The organism is Pseudomonas sp. XP2, assembly GCF_053557975.1.
Window position 1 is genome coordinate 235,171 of record NZ_JBNRIK010000002.1, and the last position, 17,765, is coordinate 252,935.

Here is a 17,765-nt window from a genome sequence, read left to right on the forward strand (position 1 = left end):
AGGCTTACTTGGTAACCGACACCTTGCTGAAATCCAGCCGCCCGAACGGGCTCACCTGGTACCCCTCAACCCCTTGGCGCAACAGCGTCGCCGCCGTCGGGTGCGCCAGTGGTACCCACAGCGCCTGCTGCTGAATCAAGGTCTGCGCCTGCTGATACAACCGGCTACGCACGCTCTGGTCGTTGGTGGTGCGCCCGGCGCTGATCAGCTGGTCCAGGCGGTTGTCGCAGAAGCGGGCAAAGTTGGTCCCCGACTCGACCGCAGCACAGGAAAACTGCGGGCTGAGGAAGTTGTCCGGGTCGCCGTTGTCACCCGCCCAGCCCATGAACAGCAGGTCATGCTCACCGGCTTTGGCGCGGCGGATCAGCTCGCCCCATTCGATCACGCGGATCTCTGCCTTGACCCCGATCTTGGCCAGGTCGGCCTGCAGCATCTGCGCGCCAAGGCTGGGGTTTGGGTTGAGCAGGCTGCCCGACGGGCGGGTCCAGATGGTGGTGCTGAAACCATCGCTCAGGCCGACCTTGGACAGCAGGGCCTTGGCTTTCTTCACGTCCAGCGGGTAGCCAGGCAGGTCCTTGGCATAGCTCCAGGTGTTGGGCGGGTAGGGGCCATTGGCGGCCACTGCGGAGCCTTCGAACACGGCCTTGAGGTAGGCCTGTTTGTCGAAGGCCAGGTTGATGGCCTGGCGTACTTCCGGCTTGTCCAGCGGTGGGTGCTGGCTGTTGATGGCGACGAAGGCTGTCATGAACGCCGGGGTAGTGGCCACCTTGAGGCTGCCGTCCTTGCCGGCCTCGGCAATGTCCAGGGGCTTGGGTGACAAGGCCACCTGGCACTCGCCACGCTTGAGCTTTTGCAGGCGCACGTTGGCATCGGTGGTAATGGCGAAGATCAGCGGGTCGACCGCGGGCTTGCCGGCGAAGTAGTCAGGGTTGGCGCGGTAACGTACCACGGCGTCCTTCTGGAAACGCTGGAACACGAACGGCCCGGTGCCGATCGGCTGGTTGTTGAGCTTCTCGGGCGTGCCCGCCTTCAGCAGCTTGTCTGCATATTCGGCAGAGTAGATCGAGGCGAAGCCCATGCTCAGCGTGGCCAGGAACGTGGCGTCCGGGTGGCTGAGGGTAAAACGCACGGTGTTCGGCGCTGGCGCCTCGATAGCCTTGATCAGGCTGCCCAGCTGCAGCGACTGGGCATGTGGGTAGCCACCCGGTGCAGTCTTGTGCCAGGCATGGGCGGGGTAGAGCATGCGCTGGAAGCTGAACAGCACATCGTCGGCGTTCAGCGCGCGGCTTGGCTTGAAATAGGCGGTGGTGTGGAATTTCACGTCATCGCGCAGGGTAAAGTCATACACCAGGCCGTCGGCTGACACCGTCCAGCTGGTTGCCAGGCTCGGCACCACCTTGCCTTGCGCGGCGTCGAACTCCACCAGGCGGTTCATCAGCACGTCGGCCGTGGCGTTGGTGGTGGTCAGTGAGTTGTACTGCACCACGTCGAAGCCCTCAGGGCTGGCTTCGCTGCAAACGCTCAGCGGCGCGGCCTGGGCTGCACCGGCAGCGAACAGCGCGCCGGCGGCGAACAGGGAGTTGAACAATAAGGAAAGGGCGGCAGCACGCATGGTGGCTCCTTGGCTGTCAGTGGCCCATCTGCCAGTGCAGTCTGGAAAAAGCCTACCCTAGTGCGCCCGTCGGTAAATGACCACACCCTTTTTTACAAATGTGGCGACGAGTGGTCGACGGCCGACGGGGCCTGCCGCTATGCTGGCCCGGCGCGTTCTGGCGTGCGGCAATGTGTATCTACTGTTGTTGCAGCCAAGTCTTTCTGGTATAAAGCAGCGCTCTTTTCTAGGGGCTCGGCCTGTCGCATAAGCGGATCCGGTCGATAAGACCTCCAGAATCACGGCGCCCAGGCGCCAAAGACTGAGAGATTAAGCGGCCAACCCATGCCGGGTTGGGCATGTGGTTTTAGAGGGCTGAGTCATGTCGAGAGTCTGTCAAGTTACTGGTAAGGGTCCAGTAACCGGGAACAACATTTCCCACGCAAACAACAAAACCCGTCGTCGTTTCCTGCCGAACCTGCAGCACCACCGTTTCTGGGTTGAATCCGAGAAGCGTTTCGTGCGTCTGCGCGTTTCCGCCAAGGGCATGCGTATCATCGACAAGCGCGGCATCGACGCCGTTCTGGTTGACATCCGTAAAGCTGGCGCCAAGGTTTAAGGGAGAGCATCATGCGTGAATTGATCCGTCTGGTTTCGAGTGCCGGTACCGGCCACTTCTACACCACCGACAAGAACAAGCGCACCACCCCGGACAAAATCGAGATCAAGAAATATGATCCGGTTGTTCGCAAGCACGTGGTGTACAAGGAAGCCAAGATCAAGTAATTGATCGGCGACCTGAAAAAAACCCGCATCCGAGAGGACGCGGGTTTTTTTATGCCTGTCCGGTGCCTTACTTCTGCTCGAACATCACATAGATCTTGCGGCAAGGCTCGAGCACTTCCCAAGTGCCCTTGAACCCGGCAGGGATGACAAACCGATCACCGGCCCGCAGGGTCTTGGCCCCGCCGTCCTGGTCGCGCAGCACCGAAACGCCCTGGACGATCTCGCAGTACTCGTGCTCGGTGTAGTTCACCGTCCACTGCCCCACCTCACCTTCCCAAACGCCTGCGGCAAACTGCCCGCAAGGGCTGGAGTAGTGGTTATAGACCGCTTGGTCTGGCTCGCCCTTGAGGATTTTTTCCGCCGCCGGGCGGTAGCGTTCGGCCTCGGTGATGATCTGCGCGAAGTCGATGATGCTGTCGATTCTCATGGTGCGGCTCCTGTTTTTGTTTAATAAAATGAACATCAGTAGGCGTTTGAGCCTTTCGTGTCAAATATATTGATAGTTTACACCGGCTGGTTTAGGGTATCGCTTGCCAGTGTGCGCTCGTCGCCCGGCCAGAATTCTGACAACGCCTGTGAGTCCTCAGTGCGGCGTTGCACCTAAACAAGAGGAGGAGTTTCGTATGACTACCCTGACCCGTGCGGACTGGGAACAGCGTGCCCAGCAACTGAAGATTGAAGGCCGCGCCTTCATCAACGGCGAATACACCGATGCCGCATCCGGTGAAACCTTCGAGTGCCTGAGCCCGGTCGACGGACGCTTCCTGGCCAAGGTTGCCAGCTGCGACTTGGCCGATGCCAACCGCGCTGTGGAAAACGCCCGCGCCACCTTCAACGCCGGCGTGTGGTCGCAACTGGCCCCGGCCAAGCGCAAGGCCAAGCTGATCCGCTTTGCCGACCTGCTGCGCAAGAACGTTGAAGAGCTGGCGCTGCTGGAAACCCTGGACATGGGCAAGCCGATCGGCGACTCCTCCAGCATCGACATCCCGGGTGCGGCCCAGGCCATTCACTGGACTGCCGAAGCCATCGACAAGGTCTACGACGAAGTTGCCCCGACCCCGCACGACCAGCTCGGCCTGGTGACCCGCGAACCCGTGGGTGTGGTGGGTGCAATCGTACCGTGGAACTTCCCGCTGCTGATGGCCTGCTGGAAACTCGGCCCGGCGTTGGCCACCGGTAACTCGGTGGTGCTCAAGCCGTCCGAAAAATCCCCGCTGACCGCCATCCGCATCGCTCAGCTGGCCATTGAAGCCGGTATCCCGGCTGGCGTGCTGAACGTGCTGCCAGGCTACGGCCACACCGTAGGCAAGGCCCTGGCCCTGCACATGGACGTTGATACCCTGGTGTTCACCGGCTCGACCAAGATCGCCAAGCAGCTGATGGTGTACGCGGGCGAATCGAACATGAAACGCATCTGGCTGGAAGCCGGCGGCAAGAGCCCTAACATCGTCTTTGCCGACGCGCCGGACCTGCAAGCTGCCGCCGAGGCCGCTGCCAGCGCCATCGCCTTCAACCAAGGCGAAGTGTGCACCGCAGGCTCGCGCCTGCTGGTCGAGCGTTCGATCAAGGACAAGTTCCTGCCAATGGTGGTCGAAGCCCTGAAAGGCTGGAAGCCAGGCAACCCGCTGGACCCACAGACCACGGTCGGTGCCCTGGTCGACACCCAGCAGATGAACACCGTGCTGTCGTACATCGAGGCTGGCCACAAGGACGGCGCCAAGCTGCTGGCCGGCGGCAAGCGCACCCTGGAAGAGACTGGCGGCACGTATGTCGAGCCGACCATCTTCGACGGCGTGACCAACGCCATGCGCATCGCCCAGGAAGAGATCTTCGGCCCAGTGCTGTCGGTGATTGCCTTCGACACTGCCGAAGAAGCCATCGCCATTGCCAACGACACGCCCTATGGCCTGGCGGCTGGCATCTGGACGTCGGACATTTCCAAGGCCCACAAGACCGCCCGTGCCGTGCGCGCTGGCAGCGTCTGGGTCAACCAGTACGACGGTGGCGACATGACCGCACCGTTCGGTGGCTTCAAGCAGTCGGGCAACGGCCGTGACAAGTCGCTGCATGCGCTGGAGAAATACACCGAGCTGAAGGCGACCTGGATCAAGCTGTAACTCCAGGGGGCCGCGTTGCGGCCCAATCGCCGGCAAGCCAGCTCCCACAGGTTCTTCGCAGCCCTCAAGGCCTCCGTTATACCTGTGGGAGCCCTGCTTGCCGGCGATGGGCTGCACAGCAGCCCCAACAATAGCCGGGTCGGCTCACGCTGACCCGGCTTCGTCGTTTTTGCTGTTCACGAATTCTGCCTGGGAGGCTGCAATGCGTTGGGGTACCTACTTCGCCGTACTGGCATCGGTGCTGAGTGTCGGGCTGGCGCTCGGCGTGAGCATGCCGCTGGTGTCCCTGCGCCTGGAGGCTTGGGGCTACGGCAGCTTTGCCATCGGCGTGATGGCGGCGATGCCGGCGCTGGGTGTGCTGGCCGGTGCCAGCCTGGCCAGCCGCCTGGCCGGCTGGGTTGGCGTACCTTCTGCGATGCGCCTGTGCCTGTGGGGTGGGGCGCTATCGATCGGCCTGCTGGCCCTGTTGCCGAGCTACCCGCTGTGGCTGCTGCTGCGGCTGATGATCGGCATGTCCCTGACCGTGGTGTTCATCCTGGGCGAAAGCTGGATCAACCAGCTGGTGGTCGAGCAATGGCGTGGTCGCCTGGTGGCGCTGTACGGTAGCAGCTACGCGTTGAGCCAGCTGGCCGGGCCACTGGTACTGGGCTTTCTCGGCTCTGATGACGATTTCGGTTTCTGGGCTGCGACGGGCCTGCTGCTGGTCGCGCCGCTGATCCTGCTGGGGCGAGGCGGTGCACCGAGCACGGAAGCGTGCAACGTGACCTTCGGCGACCTGTTTCGTTTTTGCCGTCGTTTGCCGGTGATCGCCTGGGCCATTGCCCTGTTCGCTTCGTTCGAGGCGATGATCCTGACTTTGCTGCCGGTGTATTGCCTGCAGCAGGGCTTTACCACCGAGATTGCCCTGTTCATGGTCAGTACCGTGGTGGTGGGTGATGCGGTGTTGCAACTGCCCATCGGGGCGTTGGCCGACCATATGTCGCGCCGCACCCTGTTCACCGGCTGCGCGGTGACCCTGCTGGTGTCCAGCCTGGCGATTCCACTCATGCTGCATACCCCGGTGATCTGGCCGTTGTGGGTATTGTTCGGGGCCAGCGCAGGGGGCTTGTTCACCTTGTCACTGGTACTGATTGGCGAGCGCTACCGGGATGACGCGCTGGTGCGGGCCAACGCCCATGTTGCGCAGCTGTGGGGTATTGGTTGCCTGCTCGGGCCACTGTTGGCGGGGGCGGGGAGCCAGTGGGTCAGCGGGCACGCGCTGCTGTGGCTGATGGCGGCGGGGGCTGCGGGGCTGGTGGTGTTGACCCAGCGGCGTGGGGCGTTTGAACCGGTTTCTGCCTGATGGATTTTAGGGCCGCTTTGCGGCCCTTTCGCGACGCAAGGCCGCTCCCACATTGATCGGTGTACACCGTACCGTTGTGGGAGCGGCCTTGTGTCGCGATGGGCTGCGAAGCAGCCCCAACGATAGCGGCTACAACATCTTCTCCAAGCCAACCGCCTTGCTGATCCACGCGTTGAACCGCCGCCACATCCCACCCGGTTCAGACGTCAGCACGTGCCGCTTGCCATTGTCCTCGGTCGCCCACACCAGCTTGCCCCCCACCAGCTTCACCTGGTAACTCAACGCAGGCGCCATACCCTGTTGGGCCAGCTCGCGGGTGTACTCCGCCAGCTCCGGGCTGTCCACCAGCACTCCAACCTCGGTGTTCCACAGCACTGAACGCGGGTCGAAGTTGAACGAGCCGATGAAGGTCTTGCGCCGGTCGAATACGATCGCCTTGGTGTGCAGGCTCGAATCCGAACTGCCACGAAAACTCAACCGCCCCGCGCTTGGGTCGCCTGGCTGCCGGCGAAGCTCAAAAAGCTGCACCCCGTGCTCCAGCAAGGCCCGGCGATAGGGCGCATAGCCGCCATGCACGGCCGGCACGTCGGTGGCTTCCAGCGAGTTGGTCAGCAGCTTCACCGAAACGCCAGCGTCGGCGCGGCCGGTCAGGTACAGCAGGCCCGGTTCGCCCGGCACAAAGTAGGCCGATGCCAGGATCAGTTCGCGGTGCACGTTGGCCAGGTCCGGTGCCAGTTGCTGGCTCAACAGCAGCTGTGGGTCCGGTTCGTTGTCGGCCAGCACCTTGTTGGGTGCATCCCACAGCACTTGGGCGTGGGCCCAGATCAGCTCGTTGCGCCACACGTCCAGGCGAGGCTGCGACTGGTAGGCCATCAGGCGGTCGTACAGGGCTTTGCGTTGGGTCCTGGCTTCGGCCAGCGACACTTCCAGGCGATGGCGGCTGGCACGCAGGTCGTTGGCATTCGGGTCGCGCCAGAGGAAGTCGGCGATCGGTCGGCTGAGGGCGCTGTTCCAGTACTGGTCGAAACTGTGCCCAGCTGCTCGGCCACCGGGCCAATACCCAGCAGGTCGATGTCGGTGAAGTTGAGGTTGGGCTCGGCATCGAAATACTCGTCGCCCAGGTTACGCCCGCCGACAATCGCCATGCTGTTGTCCACCAGGTACAGCTTGTTGTGCATGCGCCGGTGCTGGCGCGACAGGTTGAACAGCCGGCCCATGGCGCGGGTCACGCCAGTGCTGCGGCCCAGGTGCAGCGGGTTGAACACGCGGATCTGGATGTTGGGGTGGGCATCGAGGGTGCCCATGATGGTGTCCAGGCCGTCGCTGGTGGTGTCGTCCAGCAGGATGCGCACACGCACGCCACGGTCGGCTGCACGCAGCAATTCATGCACCAGGGCGCGGGTGCTGAGGCCGTCGTGGACGATGTAGTACTGCAGGTCGATGCTCGCCTGGGCGTTACGGATCAGTTCGGCACGGGCGCGGAACGCTTCATTGCTGTTGGGCAGCAGGCGAAAGCCCGAGCGGCCGCCGTAAGGCGCGGCCTGGCGCAGCACCGAGCGGCCAAAGGCGGAGTCATGGGCGGGCAGCGCCTGGCTGGTTTCGCGGGGCGCGCTGACGCTGGTGCAGCCGGCAAGGCCGAGCAGCAGCACCAGCAGCAGGGGCAAGGCGTGCTGGAGTCTCAAGGGTGGACCGTCCTGTGCAGCAAGGGCTTTGGGGTTGGACCGTGGCGGGCGGCGCAAAGTTACGCGTCGGCGCTTTCTTCATCCAGTAGACGAAGGGCGGTTTCACCTACCTTGCGCACAGCGGCCTCGATCTGAGGCGTCGGCCGCGCGGCGAAGTTCATGCGCAGGCAGTGGCGAAACTTGCCCGAGGCCGAGAAGATGCTGCCCACGGCAACTTGCACACCTTGCTCCAGTAAAGCCCGGTTCAAGCGCAGCGTATCGAAATGTTCGGGTAATTCTACCCACAGCATGAAGCCACCTTGGGGGCGGCTGACCCGGGTGCCCGTTGGAAAGTAGCGGGTTACCCATTCGCTCATCAGGTCGCGGCCACGCTGGTACTGGCTACGCATGCGCCGCACGTGGGGCTGGTAGTGGCCGCCGGCGATGAAGTCGGCGATGGCCAGCTGCGGCTGGCTGGCGCTGCTGCCGGTGCTGATGTACTTCATGTGCAGCACCCGCTCCAGGTAGCGCCCGGGCGCCACCCAGCCCACCCGCAGGCCGGGGGCGAGGGTCTTGGAAAATGAGCTGCAGAACAGCACGCGTCCATCGTCGTCGAACGACTTGATAGTCCGCGGACGCGGGTAGGTGTAGGCCAGGTCGCCGTACACATCGTCCTCCAGAATCGCCACGTCGTAGCGCTGCGCCAAGCTAAGGAGGGCCTTCTTTCGGGCCTCGGGCATGATGTAGCCGAGCGGGTTGTTGCAGTTGGGGGTGATCTGGATGAGCTTGATCGGCCACTGCTCCAGGACCAGTTCCAGCGCCTCCAGGCTGATGCCGGTCAGCGGGTCGGTGGGAATTTCCAGCGCCTTCATGCCCAGGCCCTTGAGGGTTTGCATGGCGCCGTGGAAGCTGGGCGAGTCGACTGCGACGATGTCGCCTGGCTCGCAGACCGCGCGAATGCTGCACGACAGCGCCTCGTGGCAGCCGGTGGTCACGACCAGGTCGGCCGGGCTCAGGCGGCAGCCGGAGTCCAGCATCAACCGCGCAACCTGCTCACGCAGGGCCAGGTTACCGTGGATGTTGTCGTAATACAGGCCGGGCATGTCCTGCCGCCGACTTAACTGAGCCAGGCTGCGCAGCAGGGGCTTCAGGGTAGGGGTGTTGATGTCGGGCATGCCACGGCCGAGCTGGACCACATCCTGGCGCGGCGTGCTGCGGATGAGCTCCAGCACCTGCTCCCATTGCGAAATATCCACCGGGCGCTGGGCCGGGCGGCTGACGGCGGGCAGCGCTGGCAGCTGGCGGTGGTCGCTGACGAAGTAGCCGGATTTGGGCCGGGGCGAGACCATGCCGCTGTCTTCCAGCATGCGATAGGCCTGTTGCACGGTGCTCAGGCTGACCCCGTGTTCCACGCTCAGGGCGCGCACAGAGGGCAGGCGCTGGCCAGGGCGATACAGGCCTTGCTCGATACGGGCGCCGAGCAGTTCGGCCAGGTTCAGGTAGAGGGTCACGGCATACTCCTGCGCTGCATTGGCATAGCGACCGGTACAGTTGGGCTGAAAATACAGCATTCAGTCGGCCAACGGCCAATTCTGTATGGGAATAATAAGGCTGTATTGGCTCTGTATTGTCGATGGTGCCGACGCGCATCCTTTCTCCACGGTATCAACTGAACGAGAGGGTGCGGTGATGGGCGGCATGAGCGATGTGCGCTTGCAACTGATGGCCAGTGAACTGGAAGCCGGGCAGCAGGCCAAGGTATTCAACGCGCCGCAAGGGCTTGGGCGTTGGGGGCTGATGCTGCATCGCTGGCATACCCGCAGGGCGCTGTTGCAGCTGACGGATGACGAGTTGCGCGATGTCGGGCTGAGCTGGGAGCAGGCCCGTACAGAGGGACGTAAACCCTTCTGGAAAGACTAACAACGAGACGCTGCGCGGCCGCTCCTACACCGACCGCGTCAGTTTTCAGATCAACTCTTTAAGCCTGTGCCACAGCATGCCCAGCGCCAGCAGTGGCGAGCGCAGGTGCTTGCCGCCGGGGAAGGTGATATGCGGCACGTTGGCGAACAGGTCGAAACGCCCGCTTGCCTGGCCACTGATTGCCTCGCCCAGCAGGCGCGCGGCCAGGTGGGTGGCGTTGAGCCCATGGCCTGAATAGGCCTGGGCGTAATACACGTTCGGCTGGCTGGCCAGGCGGCCAACCTGCGGCAGGCGGTTGGCGCCGATGCCGATCATGCCGCCCCACTGATAGTCGATGCGCACGTCGGCCAGCTGCGGGAACACCTTGAGCATCTTCGGCCGCATGTAGGCGGCGATATCTTTCGGGTCGCGGCCTGAATAGTGGCAGGCACCGCCAAACAGCAGGCGGTGGTCGGCAGACAGCCGGTAGTAATCCAGCGCCACGCGCTGGTCACACACCGCCATGTTCTGCGGCAGTAAAGCGCGGGCGCGTTCTTCGCCTAGCGGTTCGGTGGCGATGATGTAGCTGCCGGCCGGCAGCACCTTGCCGCCCAGCTCGCGGTTGAGGCCGTTGAGGTAGGCGTTGCAGCACAGCACCAAGGTCTTGGCGCGTACCCGGCCCTGGGCGGTATGCACTTGCACCTCGGGGCCATAGTCGACGCGGGTAACCTCGGACTGCTCGAACAGCTTCACGCCCAAGCGGCTGGCCACGGCCGCTTCACCCAAGGCCAGGTTGAGCGGGTGCAGGTGGCCGGAGCCCATGTCGACCAGGCCGCCCACATAGCAGTCGGCGCCGACCACGCTGTGGATATCGTCCTTGCCGACCAGCCGCAGCTCATGCGCATAGCCCAGGCTGCGCAGTTCTTCGGCGTCTTCGGCAAAGCCCAGCAGCTCGGCCGGCTTGTTGGCCAGGTCGCAGTAGCCCCAGGTCAGGTCGCAGGCGATGGCATGTTTCTCTACCCGCTCGCGCACGATGTGCACGGCTTCCAGGCCCATCAGCTTCATGCTGCGCACGCCTTCCTCGCCAATCACCGGCAGAAACTGTTCCAGGCCGTGGCCGACGCCGCGGATCAACTGCCCGCCATTCCGCCCGCTGGCGCCCCAGCCAAGTTTGCGCGCTTCCAGCAGGATGACCGAAAAGCCGCGTTCGGCCAGCTCGATGGCGGTGTTCAGCCCCGAGTAGCCGCCGCCGACGATGCAGACATCGGCACTGTGCTCGCCTTGCAGGAAGGAGTAGTCAGGGTGTGGCGCGCTGCTGGCGGCGTAATAGGAGGCGGCGTGCTGCGCGCTGTGGATCATGGGCTTGGTCCTGAGGCTGGTGGGCTAGGGGAGGAGGATAAGTCGGGGTGGGGTAGTGGGCAACAAGGCGAGGGCTGCGCCCTCGTTCGCGGGCAAGCCCGCGAATGGGCTTATAATCCAACTTATCAATCAGCTTTGTACTTGCCCATGTCCTGCAACCGTCACAAGATCCACTTCCTGCGCGAACTCATCCCCTCGTTCGAGTGCGAGCCCGGCTGCCACGATTGCTGCGGCCCGGTCACCACGTCGACGGAAGAAATGGCCCGCCTGCCGCGCAAGTCCCAGGCCGAGCAGGAAGCCGCTCTCGAGCGCCTGGACTGCGTGCACCTGGGCCCCAACGGTTGCACGGTGTATGAAGAGCGCCCCATGATCTGCCGCCTGTTTGGCACCACACCACGCATGGCCTGCCCGCGTGGCCGTGGCCCTGAGCCGATGATCGAGCCCGCAGCCGAGCAACTCGTGCACCAGTTCATCGCCACCACCCGGCAGGTGCTGGTCTAGTCTCAGTCCGGGATCGGCAGGCAGAGGCTTTCTTTCACCTCTTCCATCACGATGTAGCTCTTCGATTCGCGCACATGCGGCAGCTTCAGCAGAATGTCGCCAAGCAGCTTGCGGTACGACGCCATTTCCGAAATGCGCGCCTTCACCAGGTAGTCGAAGTCACCTGACACCAGGTGGCATTCCAGCACGTGGGGCAGCTTCAACACCGCGCGGCGGAACTCTTCGAAGGTGTCGCCCGACTTGTAGTCCAGGCTGATTTCCACGAACACCAGCAGGCTGCCCTTGAGGTGCTGCGGGTTCAGGCGGGCGTTGTAGCCCATGATGATGCCCTCGCGCTCCAGACGGCGAACCCGCTCGGTGCAAGGGGTGGTGGACAGCCCAACTTTCTCGCCCAGTTCGGTGAAGGAAATACGCCCGTCATTCTGCAAGATCCGCAGGATGTTACGGTCGATCTTGTCCAGTTCACGCTTGCTCTGGTGCTGGGTTCTCATAGGGGATGCCCCTCCGTGAAAGGCGATTTTGCCGAGAATTCTCGCCAATAATAGGCTTTTATATAGTGAATTGCACTGGTCTCAAATTCCTATACTGCGCCCATTCATGCCATATCAATAAAAGTCTGCGGCGTGCCGCGTGTGAGGGATATAACGATGCGAGTTCTGGTACTTGGTAGCGGTGTAATCGGAACCGCCAGTGCCTATTACCTGGCCCGGCAAGGTTTTGAAGTGACGGTGGTCGACCGCCAGCCGGCGGTGGCCATGGAAACCAGTTTTGCCAACGCAGGCCAGATCTCGCCCGGCTATGCCTCGCCCTGGGCCGCCCCAGGCGTGCCGCTGAAGGCCATCAAGTGGCTGCTCGAGCGCCACGCCCCCTTGGCCATCAAGCTCACCGGCGACGTCGACCAGTACCTGTGGATGGCGCAGATGCTGCGCAACTGCACCGCCAGCCGTTACGCGGTAAACAAGGAGCGCATGGTGCGCCTGTCCGAGTACAGCCGCGACTGCCTTGACGAACTGCGCGCCGAAACCGGCATTGCCTACGAAAGCCGCTCCCTGGGTACCACCCAGCTGTTCCGCACCCAGGCCCAGGTGGATGCCGCGGCCAAGGACATTGCCGTGCTCGAGCAGTCTGGCGTGCCTTACGAACTGCTGGACCGCGACGGTATTGCCCGCGTCGAACCGGCCCTGGCTGGCGTGAAGGACATTCTGGCCGGTGCCCTGCGCCTGCCTAACGACCAGACCGGTGACTGCCAGATGTGCACCACCAAGCTCGCCGACATGGCCATCAAGCTGGGTGTGGAGTTCCGTTTTGGCCAGGACATCCAACGCCTGGACTTCGCGGGCGATCGCATCAATGGCGTGTGGATCGACGGCAAGCTGGAAACCGCCGACCGCTACGTGCTTGCGCTGGGCAGCTACTCGCCGCAGATGCTCAAGCCGCTGGGTATCAAGGCCCCGGTCTACCCGCTGAAGGGTTACTCGCTGACCGTGCCGATCACCAACGGCGACATGGCCCCGACCTCGACCATTCTGGACGAGACCTACAAGGTCGCGATCACCCGTTTCGACAACCGTATCCGTGTTGGCGGCATGGCTGAAATCGCCGGTTTTGACCTGTCGCTGAACCCGCGTCGGCGCGAAACGCTGGAGATGATCGTCAACGACCTTTATCCTCGCGGCGGTGACCTGAGCCAGGCCAGCTTCTGGACCGGGCTGCGTCCGGCGACCCCGGACGGCACACCGATTGTTGGTGCCACGGCGTTCCGCAACCTGTTCCTGAACACCGGTCACGGTACCCTGGGCTGGACCATGGCGTGCGGTTCTGGTCGCCTGCTGGCCGACCTGATTGCGCGCAAGAAACCGCAGATCAGTGCCGAAGGCCTGGACATTTCCCGTTATGGCAACAGCCGGGAAGCGACCAAGCACGGGCAGGGCGCGCCGATTCACCAGCAGTAATCGCCTGCACCGGCCCATTCGCGGCTAAAGCCGCTCCCACAGGGATCGCATGGCCTTGGCCATTGTGCGGTCCCTTGTGGGAGCGGCTTTAGCCGCGAAGAACCCAACACCGTTTTCAACCTGTGAACCACCATAAGGCAGCCGCCATGCGTCCCGCCCGCGCCCTGATCGACCTCCAGGCCCTGCGCCACAACTACCGTCTGGCCCGTGAACTGACCGGTGCCAAAGCCCTCGCCGTAATCAAGGCCGACGCCTATGGCCATGGTGCCGTACGCTGCGCCCTGGCCCTGGAGGCCGAAGCCGACGGCTTTGCCGTTGCCTGCATCGAAGAGGCGCTGGAGTTGCGCGCCGCCGGTATCAAGGCCCCGGTGCTGTTGCTGGAAGGCTTCTTCGAAGCCAGCGAGCTGGCGCTGATTGCCGAGCACGACCTGTGGTGTGTGGTGCATTCGCTTTGGCAACTTGAAGCCATCGAGAAAACCCAGCTGCACAAGCCGCTCACCGTCTGGCTGAAGCTGGACAGCGGCATGCACCGCGTCGGCCTGCACCCCAAGGATTACCATGAGGCCTACCAACGCCTGCTGGCCAGCGGCAAGGTTGCGCGCATCGTGCTCATGAGCCACTTCGCCCGCGCCGACGAGCTGGATGCCGACGCGACCGCCCAGCAGATTGCCGTGTTCGAGGCCGCCCGCCAGGGCCTGGCCGCCGAGTGCAGCCTGCGCAACTCGCCTGGTGTGCTGGGCTGGCCGCAAGCGCCTGGCGACTGGGTACGCCCGGGCCTGATGCTGTACGGCGCCACGCCGTTCGAAGTGCCCCAGGCCCAAGCCTCACGGCTGCAACCGGTAATGACCCTGCAATCGCGGGTGATCAGTGTGCGCGAGCTGCCTGCCGGTGAGCCCGTGGGCTACGGCGCCAAGTTTGTCAGCCCACGGCCAACCCGTGTAGGCGTGGTCGCCATGGGCTATGCCGATGGCTACCCGCGCCAGGCGCCCAATGGCACCCCGGTACTGGTCGCTGGCCAGCGCACCCAGCTGATCGGCAGGGTGTCGATGGACATGCTCAGCGTCGACCTCACCGACGTGCCGCAAGCCACTGTCGGCAGCCTGGTCGAACTGTGGGGCAAGCAGATACTGGCCAGCGAAGTGGCCGCCCATGCGGGTACTATCCCTTACCAGATTTTCTGCAACCTGAAGCGTGTACCGCGGGACTACATCGGCGAATGACACGCTGAAGCGGACAGGTTGAGGGGTGGTGTGTTGTAAATACTGAACGGCATTGCCATGATATCGTTCACATCCATCCCCCTTTCCACCGTTTCAGGAGGCTCCAGCTTTGGACGTCGGCGAACGACTGCAAGCCATCCGCAAGCTCAAGGGCCTGTCCCAGCGCGAACTCGCCAAGCGTGCCGGTGTGACCAACAGCACCATCTCGATGATCGAGAAGAACAGCGTGAGCCCCTCCATCAGCTCGCTGCGCAAGGTGCTGAGCGGCATTCCCATGTCCATGGTCGAGTTCTTTTCGGTCGAGCTGGAACCTGAAAGCCCCACTCAGATCGTCTACAAGGCCCACGAGCTGATCGACATCTCGGACGGTGCGGTGACCATGAAGCTGGTCGGCAAGTCGCACCCCAACCGTGCCATCGCGTTTCTCACCGAGGTATACCCGCCAGGTGCCGACACCGGTGCCGAAATGCTCACCCACGACGGCGAAGAAACCGGCATCCTGCTCGAAGGCCGGCTGGAGCTGGTGGTCGGCAACGAGATCTTCATTCTCGAAGAAGGCGACAGCTACTACTTCGAAAGCACGCGCCCGCACCGCTTTCGCAATCCGTTCAACCAGCCCGCACGCCTGATCAGTGCAGCGACGCCATCAAACTTTTGATCCAGCGCAGTGCATTGATTCGGCAATACCCCTTTCCTGTGTAGGGTCGTTTCACGGCCTCTGGGTTCCCGCTATACTTTTCAACGCTCGCCGTTCCGTGGCCGCGAGCGTGATTAGCCACCATGAGGGTGTTCGCGTGAACCAAATCAAGAAGATGCTGGCCGTACCAGCAGCCGTATTCGCCCTCTGGGCAATGAGCGCAACCGCTGCAACCAATGACGACATTGCCAAACGCCTCGAGCCGGTTGGCCAGGTGTGCGTCCAGGGCCAGGAATGCAAAGGCATGGAAGTGGCTGCTGCAGCGGGGGGCGGGGGAGCCAAGACGCCAGATGACATCATCGCCAAGCACTGCAATGCCTGCCATGGCAGCGGCCTGCTCGGTGCACCGAAGATTGGCGATACCGCCGCGTGGAAAGAACGCGCCGACCACCAGGGCGGGCTGGATGGCATCCTGGCCAAGGCCATTACCGGCATCAACGCCATGCCGCCCAAGGGCACCTGCGCGGACTGCTCGGATGACGACCTGAAAGGGGCGATCAAGAAAATGTCCGGTCTGTAAGACACAGCTGAATTGCATGAGGCCCGCCTTTGATGGCGGGCTTTGTTTTTTGTGGTGGCTGCACTGGCCCTTTCGCGGGGCAAGCCCGCTCCCACAAGAACACCACTGCCTTCAGGTGCTGTGAGGTGCCAGTGGGAGCGGGCTTGTCCCGCGAAGAGGCCGGTACAGGCAACCAACCCGCCAGTGCCATGTCCAACCCCTGAACCCATGGATGTCTCAGGAGGCCCTGATGCACCTCTGCTCCATCGACCAGGCTGTCGAGCAGGTCTTGTCCCGGCTGCCAGCCCATATTCACATGGGCCTGCCTTTGGGCCTGGGGAAGCCTAATGCTTTCGTTAACGCCCTCTACGCCCGCGTGCGCGAGCTGCCCGAGCGGCAGCTGACTATCTACACCGCGCTCTCCCTGGGCCGCCCGCCATTGGGCGATGGCCTGCAGCGGCGGTTTCTCGAACCCTTCGTCGAGCGCGTCTTCGCCGACTACCAAGAGCTCGACTACCTCGCTGACCTGCGCAACGACAGCCTGCCGGCGAACATCCGCGTCGAGCAGTTCTTCATGCAGCCCGGTAGCCTGCTGCACAGCGAGGCTGCCCAGCAGGACTACATCAGCAGCAACTACAGCCACGCCGCACGCGATATCAACGCCAAGGGCCTGAACCTGGTCGCGCAACTGGTGGCCGCCACACCTGAAAGGCCTGTTCACCTGAGCCTGGCCTGCAACCCCGACATCACCCTCGACCTGCTGCCGATGATCGCCAAGCGCCGCGCGGCCGGCGAAACCATCCTCATGCTGGGCCAGGTGCATGCCGAGCTGCCTTACATGCCGGGCGATGCGGAACTGCCCATTGATGCGTTCGACCTGCTGCTCGATGAAGCCGAGCAACGTCGCCTGTTCTCCACCCCGAACATGCCGGTCGGCACCCAGGACCACTGCATCGGCTTGCACGCCAGCACGCTGGTACGCGATGGCGGCACCCTGCAGATCGGCATCGGTGCCATGGGCGATGCAGTCGCCGCCGCGTTGCTGGCGCGTCAGGGTGACAACGCAGGCTACCGCACCTTGCTCGACGAGCTGGATACGGGCCCGTGGCATGCGCTGATCGAGCGCGAAGGGGGGCTGGGGACGTTTGCCCAAGGCCTGTACGGCTGCAGCGAGATGTTCGCCAATGGCCTGTTGGTGCTTGCCGAAGCAGGCCTGCTGCGGCGCCCGGCCGATGAGCAGGGGCCTGTGGTGCATGGTGGCTTTTTCCTCGGCCCTCAGGCGTTCTACCAGCGGTTGAGGGAGATGCCACTCGAAGCGCGTGCGCGGTTTGCCATGACCCGCATCAGCTTTATCAACGAGTTGTACGGGCAGGAAGAACTCAAGCGGCGCCAGCGCCGCGATGCGCGCTTCATCAACACTGCGTTCGCCATGACCTTGCTCGGCGCCGGGGTGGCCGATCAGCTGGAGGACGGCCGCGTGCTCAGCGGCGTTGGCGGGCAGTACAACTTCGTCGCCCAGGGCCACGCGCTGGAAGGCGGGCGTTCGATTCTGCTTTTGCGCAGCTGGCGCGAGGCAGGCGGGGAGGTGACCTCAAACCTGCTCTGGACCTACGGCCACTGCACCATCCCCCGGCACCTGCGCGATATCGTGGTGACCGAATACGGCATTGCCGACTTGCGTGGGCAGACCGACAGCGAGGTGATTGCGCGGTTGCTGGCGGTGAGCGATTCGCGGTTCCAGCAGGGGCTCATCGAGCAGGCAAAAGAGGCCGGCAAGCTGCCCAAGGGTTTTGAGCTGGACGCTCGTTTTACCGACAATACGCCGCAGCGGTTGGAAGCGATCAGGGCGCGGCATGCGCGGCTGTTCCCGGAGTATCCGATGGGGACGGACTTTACAGCTGAGGAGCGGGACCTGTTGCGGGCACTGAACTGGTTGAAGAGCAAGTTCAAGCTGAGCGAGGTGCTGGAGCTGGGCAAGGCAGCGTTGGATGCGCCGGGGCCGGAGGGGTATCAAGGGCACCTGGAGCGGATGGGGCTGGACGCTCCGCAGGGATTGAAGGAAGAGCTGTACCAGCGCCTTTTGCTGGCAGGGTTGGCGGCGACCTGAAAATTGCCGGGGCTGCTTTGCAGCCCATCGCCGG

Annotated in this window: 16 protein-coding genes and 1 pseudogene; 11 read left to right on the top strand and 6 right to left on the bottom strand. The window is 63.5% G+C overall.

Going from position 1 to position 17,765, the window contains the following annotated elements; genetic code table 11:
- Positions 1-4: 4 nt before the first annotated feature.
- The gene (locus ACK1VC_RS03950; protein ID WP_191087107.1) at positions 5-1,612 is read right to left on the bottom strand and encodes an ABC transporter substrate-binding protein; all 1,608 of its coding nucleotides are present in this window, start codon (positions 1,610-1,612) and stop codon (positions 5-7) included.
- A 361-nt stretch (positions 1,613-1,973) separates the two neighbouring features.
- Here ACK1VC_RS03950 and rpmB point away from each other — a divergent pair, with 361 nt between their 5' ends.
- Together rpmB and rpmG are read left to right on the top strand one after the other, a co-directional pair.
- Entirely contained in the window at positions 1,974-2,210 is a 237-nt protein-coding gene (gene rpmB / locus ACK1VC_RS03955; protein WP_003253504.1) for a 50S ribosomal protein L28, read from the top strand.
- An 11-nt stretch (positions 2,211-2,221) separates the two neighbouring features.
- A complete protein-coding gene (gene rpmG, locus ACK1VC_RS03960) occupies positions 2,222-2,377 on the top strand; it encodes a 50S ribosomal protein L33 (protein ID WP_003253507.1) in 156 nt (51 codons plus the stop codon).
- Positions 2,378-2,444: 67 nt separating this feature from the next.
- Here the strand turns inward: rpmG and ACK1VC_RS03965 are convergent, their stop codons facing one another.
- Positions 2,445-2,804, bottom strand: a complete 360-nt coding sequence (locus ACK1VC_RS03965) for a cupin domain-containing protein (protein ID WP_016489813.1) — start codon at positions 2,802-2,804, stop codon at positions 2,445-2,447.
- A gap of 196 nt (positions 2,805-3,000) precedes the next feature.
- On the opposite strand from ACK1VC_RS03965, the gene ACK1VC_RS03970 reads away from it, so the two are divergent.
- On the top strand, positions 3,001-4,494 hold the full coding sequence (locus tag ACK1VC_RS03970; RefSeq protein WP_016489812.1) for an aldehyde dehydrogenase: 1,494 nt from the start codon (positions 3,001-3,003) through the stop codon (positions 4,492-4,494).
- Positions 4,495-4,696: 202 nt separating this feature from the next.
- Positions 4,697-5,836: an MFS transporter gene (locus ACK1VC_RS03975; protein ID WP_016489811.1), complete on the top strand. Its 1,140-nt coding sequence runs from the start codon at positions 4,697-4,699 to the stop codon at positions 5,834-5,836.
- Between the two features lie 129 nt (positions 5,837-5,965).
- Here the strand turns inward: ACK1VC_RS03975 and ACK1VC_RS03980 are convergent.
- A pseudogene (locus tag ACK1VC_RS03980) lies at positions 5,966-7,518 on the bottom strand (phospholipase D family protein).
- 59 nt (positions 7,519-7,577) lie between these two features.
- Positions 7,578-9,008 carry an aminotransferase-like domain-containing protein gene (locus ACK1VC_RS03985; RefSeq protein ID WP_191087106.1) on the bottom strand — a complete coding sequence of 477 codons (1,431 nt, stop codon included), beginning with the start codon at positions 9,006-9,008 and terminating at the stop codon, positions 7,578-7,580.
- Between the two features lie 178 nt (positions 9,009-9,186).
- On the opposite strand from ACK1VC_RS03985, the gene ACK1VC_RS03990 reads away from it, so the two are divergent.
- Positions 9,187-9,417, top strand: coding sequence for a DUF1127 domain-containing protein (locus ACK1VC_RS03990; protein ID WP_016489808.1), 231 nt, complete (start codon positions 9,187-9,189; stop codon positions 9,415-9,417).
- A gap of 45 nt (positions 9,418-9,462) precedes the next feature.
- Here the strand turns inward: ACK1VC_RS03990 and ACK1VC_RS03995 are convergent, their stop codons facing one another.
- Entirely contained in the window at positions 9,463-10,755 is a 1,293-nt protein-coding gene (locus ACK1VC_RS03995) for an NAD(P)/FAD-dependent oxidoreductase (RefSeq protein ID WP_016489807.1), read from the bottom strand.
- Between the two features lie 147 nt (positions 10,756-10,902).
- On the opposite strand from ACK1VC_RS03995, the gene ACK1VC_RS04000 reads away from it, so the two are divergent.
- Positions 10,903-11,256 (top strand): YkgJ family cysteine cluster protein, encoded by a 354-nt coding sequence (locus ACK1VC_RS04000; protein WP_016489806.1) that lies wholly within the window; start codon positions 10,903-10,905, stop codon positions 11,254-11,256.
- Between the two features lie 2 nt (positions 11,257-11,258).
- On the opposite strand, the gene dadR is transcribed toward ACK1VC_RS04000, so the two are convergent.
- Positions 11,259-11,747, bottom strand: a complete 489-nt coding sequence (dadR, locus tag ACK1VC_RS04005) for a transcriptional regulator DadR (RefSeq protein ID WP_003258963.1) — start codon at positions 11,745-11,747, stop codon at positions 11,259-11,261.
- Positions 11,748-11,903: 156 nt separating this feature from the next.
- On the opposite strand from dadR, the gene dadA reads away from it, so the two are divergent.
- The 5 genes from dadA to ACK1VC_RS04030 all read left to right on the top strand — a co-directional run bounded on the left by dadA (position 11,904) and on the right by ACK1VC_RS04030 (position 17,731).
- Positions 11,904-13,208 carry a D-amino acid dehydrogenase gene (gene dadA, locus ACK1VC_RS04010; RefSeq protein WP_191087105.1) on the top strand — a complete coding sequence of 435 codons (1,305 nt, stop codon included), beginning with the start codon at positions 11,904-11,906 and terminating at the stop codon, positions 13,206-13,208.
- Positions 13,209-13,354: 146 nt separating this feature from the next.
- Complete coding sequence (gene alr / locus ACK1VC_RS04015) at positions 13,355-14,428, top strand: alanine racemase (protein ID WP_060519700.1); 1,074 nt, start codon at positions 13,355-13,357, stop codon at positions 14,426-14,428.
- Between the two features lie 109 nt (positions 14,429-14,537).
- On the top strand, positions 14,538-15,086 hold the full coding sequence (locus ACK1VC_RS04020; protein ID WP_016489803.1) for a cupin domain-containing protein: 549 nt from the start codon (positions 14,538-14,540) through the stop codon (positions 15,084-15,086).
- 154 nt (positions 15,087-15,240) lie between these two features.
- Positions 15,241-15,645, top strand: coding sequence for a c-type cytochrome (locus ACK1VC_RS04025; RefSeq protein WP_033731233.1), 405 nt, complete (start codon positions 15,241-15,243; stop codon positions 15,643-15,645).
- Between the two features lie 229 nt (positions 15,646-15,874).
- The gene (locus ACK1VC_RS04030) at positions 15,875-17,731 is read left to right on the top strand and encodes an acetyl-CoA hydrolase/transferase C-terminal domain-containing protein (RefSeq protein ID WP_016489801.1); all 1,857 of its coding nucleotides are present in this window, start codon (positions 15,875-15,877) and stop codon (positions 17,729-17,731) included.
- Positions 17,732-17,765: the final 34 nt, after the last annotated feature.

Excerpts from the sequence above, each read along its gene's own strand:
- ACK1VC_RS03950 (WP_191087107.1), bottom strand. The coding sequence starts at position 1,612 with ATGCGTGCTGCCGCCCTTTCCTTATTGTTCAACTCCCTGTTCGCCGCC.
- ACK1VC_RS04025 (WP_033731233.1), top strand. The coding sequence starts at position 15,241 with ATGCTGGCCGTACCAGCAGCCGTATTCGCCCTCTGGGCAATGAGCGCA.
- ACK1VC_RS03965 (WP_016489813.1), bottom strand. The coding sequence starts at position 2,804 with ATGAGAATCGACAGCATCATCGACTTCGCGCAGATCATCACCGAGGCC.
- ACK1VC_RS03990 (WP_016489808.1), top strand. The coding sequence starts at position 9,187 with ATGGGCGGCATGAGCGATGTGCGCTTGCAACTGATGGCCAGTGAACTG.
- rpmG (WP_003253507.1), top strand. The coding sequence starts at position 2,222 with ATGCGTGAATTGATCCGTCTGGTTTCGAGTGCCGGTACCGGCCACTTC.
- ACK1VC_RS03995 (WP_016489807.1), bottom strand. The coding sequence starts at position 10,755 with ATGATCCACAGCGCGCAGCACGCCGCCTCCTATTACGCCGCCAGCAGC.
- ACK1VC_RS03975 (WP_016489811.1), top strand. The coding sequence starts at position 4,697 with ATGCGTTGGGGTACCTACTTCGCCGTACTGGCATCGGTGCTGAGTGTC.
- ACK1VC_RS04000 (WP_016489806.1), top strand. The coding sequence starts at position 10,903 with ATGTCCTGCAACCGTCACAAGATCCACTTCCTGCGCGAACTCATCCCC.
- dadR (WP_003258963.1), bottom strand. The coding sequence starts at position 11,747 with ATGAGAACCCAGCACCAGAGCAAGCGTGAACTGGACAAGATCGACCGT.
- rpmB (WP_003253504.1), top strand. The coding sequence starts at position 1,974 with ATGTCGAGAGTCTGTCAAGTTACTGGTAAGGGTCCAGTAACCGGGAAC.
- ACK1VC_RS03970 (WP_016489812.1), top strand. The coding sequence starts at position 3,001 with ATGACTACCCTGACCCGTGCGGACTGGGAACAGCGTGCCCAGCAACTG.
- dadA (WP_191087105.1), top strand. The coding sequence starts at position 11,904 with ATGCGAGTTCTGGTACTTGGTAGCGGTGTAATCGGAACCGCCAGTGCC.
- ACK1VC_RS04030 (WP_016489801.1), top strand. The coding sequence starts at position 15,875 with ATGCACCTCTGCTCCATCGACCAGGCTGTCGAGCAGGTCTTGTCCCGG.
- alr (WP_060519700.1), top strand. The coding sequence starts at position 13,355 with ATGCGTCCCGCCCGCGCCCTGATCGACCTCCAGGCCCTGCGCCACAAC.